The organism is Acinetobacter sp. ANC_7503, from assembly GCF_056780035.1.
The window spans coordinates 83,996-95,519 of the sequence record NZ_JBWYJA010000011.1; the positions used below are offsets into that span (position 1 = coordinate 83,996).

Genomic DNA, 11,524 nt, shown 5'->3' on the forward strand with positions numbered 1-11,524 from the left:
TAAAACATAAAGATAGCTTGGGTAAGATATATTTATTGTTTTAATTGGTATAAAATGTCGCTTAACTTTATATAGTTAAGTTAAGATTAATTTTTGAATAATCATAAATGTATACAATATAGGAATACGAGTGAGTCACTATCGTTATAGTTTGCTGTTGGCATTAAGTTTAAGCTTTACAGGATGTGCTGTTACCTCAGGTCTTCAAACCTATGACTTACCTGAAGAAGGTGTTTTTCAGACGGATTTGGGCACTCAAGTCAATGTCATCAAACTCACTCAAGAGTCCCTTTTTGCTGTTCAACCTGCACAAGTCAATGTTCACCAAGATTTGGGACATTTGTTTCTACAAAATCAAAAACAATATCTACTCAGTGCTGGTGACGTATTATCCATTTATCTATGGGCATATCCAGAAATTACACCGCCCACCAATACCATTAATAATGAAGAAGCCATTAAATCCAATGGCTATCAAATCGACTCTCGTGGGTATATTCAATTTCCGATTATTGGACGTTATAAAGCGGCTGGCAAAAGTTTAGATCAAGTGAATCAAGAACTTCGTCAGTTACTTGCCCGTTATTTAAAAACACCTGATGTCATCGCTCGAGTTTTGTCTTACCAAGGTCAACGTTATTCAGTACAGGGCAATGTCATGAAAGGTGGTCAATATACACTAAATGATCAACCCACCAGTATCTATACGGCGCTTGGCTTAGCTGGTGGCGTCAACACACAATTTGGTGCGAATACATCGATTAGCCTCGTTCGAAATGGTCAAACTTATAATTTAAATTCGATTGAACTTGAGAAAGCAGGGTTTTCGCTACACAATCTTTTGGTGCAAGCTAACGATACGATTTATGTCAACTCTCGCGAAAACCAAAAAATCTATGTCATGGGTGAGTCAGGTAAAAACCAGTCCCTGCCGATGCGTGATCAAGGCATGACTTTGAGTGATGTGATTGGGGAGAGCTTAGGCCTGAATCCATTGTCAGCAAGCAGCAGTAAAATTTACGTCGTTAGAAGTCAAAGTGACTCACCTATGACTGAAATCTTTCATATGGATCTGTCTAGCATTGCTAATTTTGGTCTCGCTAATCAGTTTAAAATGCAAAGTAATGATATTGTTTATGTCGATGCAACGGGTCTAACGCGCTGGCAACGTGTGGTCAACCAGGTTATTCCTTTCTCCAATGCTTTATATAATTTAGATCGTTTGGGGAATTGATGAATTTTCAAAATATTTTAGTGGTATGTATTGGAAATATCTGTCGAAGCCCCATGGCAGAATATTTCCTAAAAGATGTGTACCCTGATCGAAACATACACTCTGCTGGGATTTCTGGTCTAGTTGGTCATCCTGCAGATGATAAAGCATTACAATGTATGCAAAATTTCGGTATAAATATGCAAGATCATGTGGCGCGCAAACTGAATGCTGAATTGGTCAAAAATGCGGATTTGATTCTTGTCATGAGCCAGAACCAACAGAAGCATATCGAACAAACATGGCCATACGCAAAAGGAAAAACCTTTCGCTTGGGGCACTGGCGTGAAAAAAATATTGCGGATCCTTACCAACACGATCAAGCATTCTTTAATGACACCTGTCAGTTGATTCAGGATTGTATCGCTGATTGGAAAAAACACCTTTAATATTTTGAATAAAGATTATGAGTCAAACCGCGAATACCGAAGATACAATTGATTTAAAAGAATTATTTTTTTCATTAATCGCACAATGGAAACTGATTGCCTTGTGTGTGATTTTGAGTCTGGTCTGTGCCCTACTCTACTTGCGTACAACACCAGATACCTACTCTGTTGATGCTTTGGTCCAAGTTGAAGAAAGTAAAGGTACATCAGCTGCACTTTTGGGTGATCTCTCAAGTATGATTGAGCAGAAACAACCCGCTCAAGCAGAAATTGAAATCTTGAAATCTCGATTAGTCCTCGGTTCAGTAATCAATCAATTGAATCTTGATTTAAAAATTGAAGGTACTCAAAACTCATTTTTCGATCGGTTGTTTGCACCACATGACTATTCGACCAATTATTCACGTCAATCTGTGATTTTTAACGATGACGAACAATCTTTTGCGATTCCCCATTTCCATGTTCCTCAGAAATTTCGTGACCGTGCATTGGCACTTAATTTTACTGAGAAACAATTTACCCTGACGGATATAAAAACCGAAGAAGTGGTGCTAAAAGGTTCAGTAAACCAACTCAATCAAAGCTCTACCCGTGATGGCGTATGGAAAGTTGAGATTCGTACACAAGATCAATTGAATGACCGGTATCTCATCACCAAACAGTCTTTGCCTGCTGCGATGAAATCACTTTTGGCTAACTATTCAGTGGCTGAAAAAGGGAAAATGACTGGTGTTTTAGGATTAAACTATCAAGGTCAAGATAAAGAGCATATTACAAAAGTCCTGAATACGATTTTAAATGCGTATAGTCAGCAAAATGTAGAGCGACGTTCTGCCGAAACTGCGCAAACGCTCAAATTCTTGGATGAACAACTCCCAGAACTAAAACAACAACTGGATGTCGCCGAACGTGAATTTAACAAATTCCGTCAAGGCTTTAATACGGTTGATGTCACCAAAGAATCTGAATTGTATCTTACGCAAAGTGTTGCCTTAGAAACACAAAAAGCAGAACTTGAGCAAAAAGTCGCTGAAGCGGGTGCGAAATACACCAATGAACATCCAATCATGCAACAAATGAACGCTCAACTTGGCGCGATCAATAAAAAAATTAATGAATTGGATGGCACATTAAAACAACTCCCTGACTTGCAACGTCGCTATCTACAGTTATTCCGCGAAGTTGAAGTCAAACAACAGTTATATACAGCTTTACTTAATTCGTACCAACAACTTCGAATTGCGAAAGCGGGTGAAATTGGTAATGTTCGAATTGTTGATACTGCCGTAGAACCGATTGAACCGATTAAACCTAAGAAACTTATTGTTTTAGTTTTATCAATATTTGTCGGCGGTTTCCTCGGGACACTTCTGGCGCTGTTACGTAATATGATGCGTTCAGGCATCAAAGATTCTAGTCAAATTGAAAATGAATTAGATCTGCCGGTTTATGCAACGGTACCGCGTTCTCCAGTGCAAGAAAGCCGAATTAAGATGCTGAAAAAGCATAAGAAAATCCCAATTCTTGCCATTAAGAATAGCGATGATATTGCGATTGAAAGTTTACGCAGTATGCGCACGGCGATTCATTTTGCGCTGAGTTCAGCTCGAAATAATGTGATTATGATTTCTGGTCCTGCACCTGAAGTGGGTAAATCATTTATTTCAACCAATTTAGCAACAATATTAGCGCAAGCCGACAAACGTGTTTTGATTATTGATGCTGACTTACGTCGTGGTTATCTACACAAATATTTCAATATTGAAACACAGCCAGGTTTGACTGATTACATGACTGATCAGCACTCTCTACAAAATATTATTCGAGACACTGAAGTCGCTGGTTTAAGTGTGATCACTCGTGGTAAGAGTCCGACTAATCCGTCTGAAATGCTGAGTTCTGAAAAATTCAAACAGTTGCTTGAACAGCTTTCAACACAGTTTGATCATGTGATCATTGACACACCACCTATACTTGCGGTGACTGATGGTATTATCATTTCGCAATATGCAGGTGTGAATATTGTCATTGCTCGCTATGCGAAGACACAAATGAAAGAACTCGAAATCACAGTCAATCGTTTCGAACAAGCCGGTGTTAAAGTAAATGGCTTTATTCTAAATGACATTCAACGTAATGCAGCGGGTTATGGCTATGGTTATAACTATGCGTATGCATATAAAGCTTCAAAGGACAATGATTAATTATTGTTGAATAAAAGCCTGATCTATTCAGGCTTTTTTTATGCCGATCAAGCACTGTATATTTGTGAAATTTTGTTGATTTCATTGAAATTCTATATCGCTGAAAGTGAATTGACGCTATGCTGTTTTGGTTCCGCGATTTTAGAATGTCGCACATAGAATTGAAAATAATTGGAAATCTCATGAGTAAAGCTTTACCCATCGCTGTTGCTGTCGTTTTAGGCGGTGCTGCGCTCGTCCCTGTTTATTATGCAAGTCAACATCCAACATCTGCGACAGTTTCTAGCATGACTGCAGATGCAAAACCGATTGATAAAATCAGTTATGCACTCGGTTATGAAGTTGCCAGCCAAACTCCTCCTGAAGTTGCCATTGATCCGTTTATTGTCGGTGTCCGTGAAGCGCATGCTAAAAAAGAACGTGCCTATACCGATGAAGAACTGCAAACTGCCTATGTGGCTTTACAAAAAGAATTAGAAGAAAAGAAAGTCGAAGACTCTAAAGCTGCCAATGCACAAAGCAATAGCTTCCTTGCTGAAAATGCAAAAAAACCGAATGTTAAAACAACTGCTTCTGGTTTGCAGTATCTCGTCAGCAAAGAAGGTACAGGCAAACAACCTGCTGCAAACTCCGTGGTTAAAGTGCATTACACCGGTAAATTACTTGATGGCAAAGTCTTCGATAGCTCGGTTGAACGTGGTGAACCGATTGAATTTCCGTTGAATCAGGTCATCCCTGGTTGGACCGAAGGCCTACAATTGATGAAGGAAGGCGGTAAAGCAACCTTATACATTCCATCGAATCTGGCTTATGGTGAACAGGGCGTTCCTGGTACGATTCCACCAAACAGCACACTCATTTTTGATGTTGAATTAATCGAAGTCAAATAAATTAATCAAAAGGAGAGCCTTCAGCTCTCCTTTTTTGGATTTGAATGATGAAAAAAATCTCTATATTAAGCAGTCTGCTGATCCTCAGCTCTGGCTCATTTGCGGCAAACATTAGCAATAAAAGTACTGAAAAAGATCAGCTCGGATATAGCTATGGCTACGTAATGGGACGTACTAATGCGGATACATTAAAAGATATTAATTTGGATGCTTTTATTGAAGGATTGAAACAAGGCTCAACCGGTCAAAAATCGAGTTTAACCGATCAAGAAATGGCGCAGGCTTTAACCAAATACAAAAAGCAAAGCGAATCTAAACAGCTGATTGAATTTCAAAAATTAGCTGCAGAAAATTTAAAATCTGGGCAACAATTTTTACAAGAGAATGCCAAAAAAGCAGGTATCGTCACACGACCAACAGGTCTGCAATATCAAGTGATTCAGCAAGGTCAAGGCAAAACGCCTAAAGCGACGTCAAAAGTGAAAGTTCATTATGAAGGGCGTTTAATCGATGGCACGGTATTCGATAGTTCGATCGCGCGTAGTCAAGCGGTGGAATTCCAAGTGAGTCAAGTCATTCCGGGTTGGACTGAAGGCTTACAACTCATGAAGGAAGGTGCTAAATACCGCTTCTTTATTCCTGCTGATTTGGCCTATGGTGAGATCGGTTCGGGCGATGCGATTGAGCCGAACAGCACCTTAATCTTTGATGTCGAACTTTTAAAAGTTTTGCCTTAATGTTCACATGACTTATAAAAAACATCGCGTAAGCGATGTTTTTTTGTTTTATTTAGGGTCTGTTTAAAGCACTAGCCATGTTTTAATTGTCTTGGTCTAAAGCCAGTCGCAAATAAACCCAATACATAGGCAACCACACCTAATACACAAAGAGCAAGCACTTCAAATACACGAATCCACGGCGCTACATCTGGGTTATACCAGCTTAGGCCATACCATAGGGCTGCGATCATCACGGCGTTACCCACCATAAATTGGAAAAATAACTTTTTCCAGTGCGGACCAAATCGGAATATTTCACGTTTGTGTAAATAGAAATATAGCATCCCGGCATTGACTAAAGCAGAACCTGTAGATGACAACGCCAATGCCATATGGAGTTCTTCCCAGCCCATCCATTTGAAGATGCCAATAAAAACCACATTGAGAATGGCATTGGCTGCAACTGCCATTAGGCCAACACGTACTGGGGTTTTGGTATCTTGAATCGCATAAAATCCAGGAGCAAAGACTTTAATCAACATAAATGCCAAGACACCACCACTCATACATTGTAATGCCAAAGCGGTCATTTCTGTCGCTCGTGCATCAAAAGCACCGTGTTGGAACAGCGCTTGAATAATCGGTGTAGACAACATAAATAAAGCGATACTGGCTGGGATACCAGCAAATACGATGACACGTGCAGCCCAATCTAACATAGCCTTAAATTTAGTTTGATCCTGTTCAGCTTTACGCGCAGAGAGTGCAGGCAGAATCACCGTTCCGATGGCTACACCAATTAAGCCTAAAGGCAATTCGGTCATCCGTTCTGCTGTATAAAGCCATGACACAGAACCATTTTGCATAAAAGACGCCCAAATGGTATTGAGCAGCAAATTAATTTGTGTGACTGAAACCCCAAACAGTGCAGGCAACATTAATTTTAAAATGCGCTCGACACCTTCGTGCTTAAAATCAACTTTGGGTGGGATCAGGAGTTTTTTGCGCCACAGTTCCGGAATTTGTAGGGCTAATTGCAAAATGCCAGCAAACACCACTGCCCAACCCAATGCCATAATGGGTGTTTCCATATGTGGAGACAGCCACAAAGCCCCTGCAATCATTGCAATATTCAACAATACTGGCGCAAATGCGGGTGTGGTAAATGAGCCATAGCTGTTTAAGATACTGCTGGCAAATGCCGTCAGCGACATAAACATCAGGTAGGGAATGGTGAGACGGAATAAGTCGACTGATAAATCAAATTTGGCTGCATCGGCATGAAATCCTGGCGCATAAACATACAATATCGCAGGTGCAACAATCATACACAGCAAAGTTAATGCAGTCATCACGGTAAGCAAACATCCAAATACCCGACTAATTAGGATCTGAACTTCAGCATGGAGTTTGGTGGTTTTATATTCTGTGAGAACAGGAATAAATGCTTGGGAAAATGCACCTTCGGCAAAAAGACGCCTAAAAAAGTTGGGAATACGAAACGCTACGACAAAAGTATCGAAGTCTTTCCCTGCCCCGAACACATTTAACAGCACCATGTCTCGAATAAGCCCCATGACACGAGACAACATGGTCATTGCACTAACAATAAAGGTGGATCGCCAAAGCGCCATCATATTCACCACTTAAAAAGATTGACGATATTGTAATAAAACTTCGCTTTTAAATTGTTATTTCATTCGACAAAGCATCATATTTTTCGTTGTTTTAATTGATCTCTAAAATAACACCATTGAAAATGCGGTCCTGGATCGGTCTTTCGTCCAGGTGCAATATCTGAATGCCCTGCGATATGACTTTTAATTTTAGGATAAGCGTGTTGAAGTGTTGCCACGACCTCAACTAAAGCTTGGTATTGTTGTTCCGTAAAATCTTGATCATCACAGCCCTCTAGTTCAATGCCAATCGAATAATCATTGCATTCTGGATATGCCATGTACGTAGAGCGTCCTGCATGCCAAGCACGGTCTTTAAAATTAACAAACTGTAAAATTTCGCCTGACCTTAAAATCAATAAATGTGCTGAGACCTGCATCCCTTCAATGGTTTTAAAATAAGGGTGTGCATTCCAATCTAATTTATTTTGGAAAAACTGCTCAATATAGCCTCCTCCAAACTGTGAGGGCGGTAAGCTAATATTGTGGATGACCACCAGTTGAATGTCAGTATGGTCTGGTCTTTGATTAAAATTTGGTGAAGCAATAAATCTTGCACCTTGTAATACACCATCTACCACTTGAAGCTTGGGTACATTCGACATGTGTGATCTCAATCCGTGTTTGCAACTTATGACAATTCATCCACGCTCATCTTTGGAAAAGACTTGGACGAAAAAAACAGCACCATTACTTGAGGTGCAATGGTAATATATTGCTCATTTTTCTGGTGCCTACAATAGGGATTTTATGAGCATACCGCAATCTTTGCTTGAACAATCAATTCAAATCAATATCCAACAAGCATTGCAAGAAGATATTGGTGAGCGTGATATCACCGCATTGCTGACACCTGAAGATGAACAAGCAACAGCAACCATTATCAGTCGCGAAACGATGATTCTTGCAGGGCAACCGTGGGTGAATGCTTTAATTAAAGCCTATGATCCAAGCGTTGATGTGATTTGGTTAAAGCAAGATGGCGATCAAGTTCAAGCCAATGAGGCATTTTTAAAACTTGCCGGCTCAGCACGCAGTCTGTTAACCGTTGAACGCCCAGCACTTAATTTTGTACAAACCCTTTCTGCTGTTGCTACAAAAACGGCTGAATATGTGAAACATTTGGAAGGTTTAAATACCAAACTGCTTGATACACGTAAAACATTACCAGGCTTACGTATTGCGCAAAAATATGCGGTGGGTGTAGGTGGTGGTCAAAACCATCGTTTAGGTTTATTCGATGCTTTTTTAATTAAAGAAAACCATATTATGGCTGCAGGTGGTATTCAGCAAGCAATCGAAAAAGCGCATGCCATTGCACCAGGTAAACCTGTGGAAGTCGAAGTTGAAACTTGGGATGAGTTAAACCAAGCTTTAGATGCTGGTGCCGATATCGTCATGTTGGACAATTTCAGCCAACAACAAATGATTGATGCAGTCAAGCATGTGGCTGGTCGTTGTAAATTAGAAGCTTCAGGTAATATTACCATCGAGAACTTACGTGAAGTTGCTACTTCAGGCGTCGACTTTATTTCCATGGGTGTACTGACTAAAGATGTCAAAGCCATCGATTTATCTATGCGCTTTAATGCTTAATTGATTCAATCCTATCTCTCAATAAAAAAGGGGCTTTGCTCCTTTTTTTAATTGCTTAAAACTGTGATGCTACATTAACTTTATCGCAAGAATACAAAAAAATTTGAATTTATATGGTCCTAGTTGATACCTTCCACGCTTTAAGATTATTTTTTAATCAAAATCATGCTAAATCCATATAATGCAAAGTAAATCATTAAATTTCAACTATTCATTCGCCTTAATTTTACAATTATTCAATTTTCTGTCATGGAATGCTGCCTAATTTTCATTCATAGTGAAGCCAATAAATACAATTAAACCATGAGTTCGCATTGTCTAAATAATAGGAGGGTGTCAACGCATAGACCATGCTGAATGTCAGTGAATAAATAAAAAGAAATGCAGTCATCGGATCGATTGCATCCACCATGTTGTACATTAGGGAAATCACATGAAAACGCAAATGATCTATACGCTTTTAAGCGTCGCGATTAGTAGCAGCTTACTCGTCGGTTGTAAAAGCTCCAGCGAATCTGGGGGGAATTCAGGCGGTGGTAATGGATCACAGCCAACTCCGACCAATCCAACTGATCCTGACAATCCAACGAATAAACTTGAAAAAGAATTCGTGACTGTTTTATCAACTCGCCCCGATCTTGTGACAGATAATGATGTATTAATCGAATTAGACCCATCTATTAATTTTAATGACGCAAATATAAGCATTCACTTAAATGGACAGGACATCAAATCTCGCTTTTCTAATGCTCAGAATAGAGTGCTATTAGATGGATTACAGTTAGGGGAAAATCTACTTAAAATTGAAACACCAAATGAAATTCAAAATTTATATTTAAAAAATTTCAGTACCACAGGCCCTCTTTTATCTGGACCTCAAATTAATCCATGGACCTGTACCAACGGCTCGACTGATTTATTTTGCCGTAAACCTGTTCAATATAATTACTACTATCGGAATTTAGTCGGAACTTTACAAACCTATAATCCTGAGAAACCACCTTCGGCGGGTCTAATTTCCAAAATTAAGACCGATACAGGCGTAGAAGTACCATTTATCATTCGAGAAGAAGTCGGCTATCAAAATCGTGATGAATATCGGTTTGCTGTATTGTTTAATCCTAATCAGCCTTGGACTGCGCTGAATCCACAACCCCAATTTAATAATAAGCTGTTAGTAACCCATGGGCAAAGTTGCGGAAATGATTATCAGTCTGCAACTGCACCTACCGTGGTTGCGACATCAACTTCTATTTTGCCAGATATTACCATCAAGGCTTTGGGCAAAGGTTATGGCGTCATGTCTACGGCGCTATCCAACAGTGGACATAACTGTAATTTGGCTGTTCAAGCTGAATCAATCATTATGGCCAAAGAACGTTTTATCGAACAATACGGCACTTTAGACTACACGATTGGACAAGGCTGCTCAGGTGGCGCGCTCGCATCTCAATGGGTAGCTAACGCTTATCCAGGTGTATACCAAGGTTTGTTAGTAACTTGCTCCTTCCCTGATGCATGGAGTACAGCGTCTCAGTTTGCTGATTATCATATTATGATCAATTATTTTAAAACAGCAGAAGGCCGCTCTTTCCTCCCTCATCAAATTAACCATATTCAAGGTCATATTTCTGAGATTAATGGTTATGTCAGTGAACTTGCGCAATTCGATGTTGCTCGACCAAATACAATTTGTAGCGGAATATCAGAAACACAACTGTACAATGCCACCTCAAATCCGAATGGGACACGCTGTTCAATTCAAGAGGCTGCTGTAAATTTGTTGGGTCTCAGAAATCCAACTGAAGTTGATCCAAATACACAACAGCTTAGACAAATTTGGAGTCCTGTCGAAAACCAGCGAAATATTGGGTTTGCTAACCTACCAATTGATAATGTCGGTGTGCAATACGGGCTTCAAACCTTATTTGATGGTGTGATCAATGCTGAAAAATTTGTTTTATTAAATGAACGCCTCGGTGGAGTTGATATTGATATTAATCCAATTCCCGAACGGTTATATGCCACGGAGCAAGGTTTAAAAAATGCTTATCGAACTGGTTTAATCAATGTTGCCAATAATTTAGATCAAGTGGCGATTATTGATTGTCGTGGTCCAGATCCAGCGATCTTCCATGATGCTTACCGAGCATTCGCGATTAGAGCACGTTTAGACAAAGCACACGGACATCATAACAATCAGCTTCTTTATGGAGGTGATACCATTATGATTGGCGATCTTAAATGTTTAGAAATCAGTTTCGATGATATGAACCAATGGTTGGATCGCGTAAAAAATGATACAAGCAATTTACCTCTGCCACAGAAACTCACTCGCAATAAAGTAAATCTTAACGACTCATGTATCACATTAGGAACGATTCGAAGATCTGGGTTCTGCAATAACCTTCGTGTACCGGTCTATAAAACACCGCGAATGGTAGCAGGTGATCAAATTAGTACCTACGCCAATAAATGTAAACTACAACCACTCACACGTCGTCTTTACCCCAATATTAACTTTACAGATGAGCAATGGACTCGATTACAAAAAGTTTTTCCAGATGGTGTTTGTGATTACACCCAAGATCCTGTTGGGTTTGGTAAAACCTATCCTTGGTTAACCTATCAAAATCAAAATGGACAGATCAATGATGTCATTTATGGTGGTAAACAACTGGATGAAGATCCAAATCGCCCTGAGGAGCTTATAATGCCTCAACTTCCGAAGGGTTGGATCTCTAATTCATTTCAACTGTCTTAATACCTGAATTTTT

9 protein-coding genes are annotated in these 11,524 nt (G+C 39.6%); 7 read left to right on the forward strand and 2 right to left on the reverse strand.

Annotated elements, in window-relative coordinates; all coding sequences use genetic code 11:
- Nucleotides 1-130 precede the first annotated feature (130 nt).
- From AC1M9M_RS12140 to bamJ (AC1M9M_RS12160), 5 genes are all read left to right on the forward strand, one after another.
- Nucleotides 131-1,234, forward strand: a complete 1,104-nt coding sequence (locus tag AC1M9M_RS12140) for a polysaccharide biosynthesis/export family protein (protein WP_481590662.1) — start codon at nt 131-133, stop codon at nt 1,232-1,234.
- Nucleotides 1,234-1,662, forward strand: coding sequence for a low molecular weight protein-tyrosine-phosphatase (locus AC1M9M_RS12145; RefSeq protein WP_481596467.1), 429 nt, complete (start codon nt 1,234-1,236; stop codon nt 1,660-1,662). The genes AC1M9M_RS12140 and AC1M9M_RS12145 overlap by 1 nt, the downstream gene beginning before the upstream one ends.
- 17 nt (nt 1,663-1,679) lie before the next feature.
- Nucleotides 1,680-3,866, forward strand: a complete 2,187-nt coding sequence (locus AC1M9M_RS12150; RefSeq protein ID WP_481596468.1) for a polysaccharide biosynthesis tyrosine autokinase — start codon at nt 1,680-1,682, stop codon at nt 3,864-3,866.
- 182 nt (nt 3,867-4,048) lie between these two features.
- Nucleotides 4,049-4,756: a BamJ family beta-barrel-assembly machinery protein gene (gene bamJ, locus AC1M9M_RS12155; protein ID WP_035267750.1), complete on the forward strand. Its 708-nt coding sequence runs from the start codon at nt 4,049-4,051 to the stop codon at nt 4,754-4,756.
- A gap of 47 nt (nt 4,757-4,803) precedes the next feature.
- Nucleotides 4,804-5,493 carry a BamJ family beta-barrel-assembly machinery protein gene (gene bamJ / locus AC1M9M_RS12160; protein WP_481596469.1) on the forward strand — a complete coding sequence of 230 codons (690 nt, stop codon included), beginning with the start codon at nt 4,804-4,806 and terminating at the stop codon, nt 5,491-5,493.
- 71 nt (nt 5,494-5,564) lie between these two features.
- Here bamJ (AC1M9M_RS12160) and murJ read toward each other — a convergent pair whose 3' ends face one another.
- Nucleotides 5,565-7,118 carry a murein biosynthesis integral membrane protein MurJ gene (gene murJ / locus AC1M9M_RS12165; RefSeq protein WP_481596483.1) on the reverse strand — a complete coding sequence of 518 codons (1,554 nt, stop codon included), beginning with the start codon at nt 7,116-7,118 and terminating at the stop codon, nt 5,565-5,567.
- A gap of 68 nt (nt 7,119-7,186) precedes the next feature.
- The gene (gene ampD / locus AC1M9M_RS12170) at nt 7,187-7,756 is read right to left on the reverse strand and encodes a 1,6-anhydro-N-acetylmuramyl-L-alanine amidase AmpD (protein WP_481596470.1); all 570 of its coding nucleotides are present in this window, start codon (nt 7,754-7,756) and stop codon (nt 7,187-7,189) included.
- A gap of 145 nt (nt 7,757-7,901) precedes the next feature.
- Between ampD and nadC the strand changes: the two genes are divergently transcribed.
- Together nadC and AC1M9M_RS12180 are read left to right on the forward strand one after the other, a co-directional pair.
- Nucleotides 7,902-8,747 carry a carboxylating nicotinate-nucleotide diphosphorylase gene (nadC, locus tag AC1M9M_RS12175; RefSeq protein WP_481592142.1) on the forward strand — a complete coding sequence of 282 codons (846 nt, stop codon included), beginning with the start codon at nt 7,902-7,904 and terminating at the stop codon, nt 8,745-8,747.
- Nucleotides 8,748-9,180: 433 nt separating this feature from the next.
- A complete protein-coding gene (locus tag AC1M9M_RS12180) occupies nt 9,181-11,511 on the forward strand; it encodes a DUF6351 family protein (RefSeq protein ID WP_481596471.1) in 2,331 nt (776 codons plus the stop codon).
- The last annotated feature ends 13 nt before the right edge of the window (nt 11,512-11,524 follow it).

Coding starts and splice junctions, on each gene's coding strand:
- AC1M9M_RS12180 (WP_481596471.1), top strand. CDS start 9,181: ATGAAAACGCAAATGATCTATACGCTTTTAAGCGTCGCGATTAGTAGC.
- bamJ (WP_035267750.1), top strand. CDS start 4,049: ATGAGTAAAGCTTTACCCATCGCTGTTGCTGTCGTTTTAGGCGGTGCT.
- AC1M9M_RS12145 (WP_481596467.1), top strand. CDS start 1,234: ATGAATTTTCAAAATATTTTAGTGGTATGTATTGGAAATATCTGTCGA.
- nadC (WP_481592142.1), top strand. CDS start 7,902: ATGAGCATACCGCAATCTTTGCTTGAACAATCAATTCAAATCAATATC.
- AC1M9M_RS12150 (WP_481596468.1), top strand. CDS start 1,680: ATGAGTCAAACCGCGAATACCGAAGATACAATTGATTTAAAAGAATTA.
- bamJ (WP_481596469.1), top strand. CDS start 4,804: ATGAAAAAAATCTCTATATTAAGCAGTCTGCTGATCCTCAGCTCTGGC.
- ampD (WP_481596470.1), bottom strand. CDS start 7,756: ATGTCGAATGTACCCAAGCTTCAAGTGGTAGATGGTGTATTACAAGGT.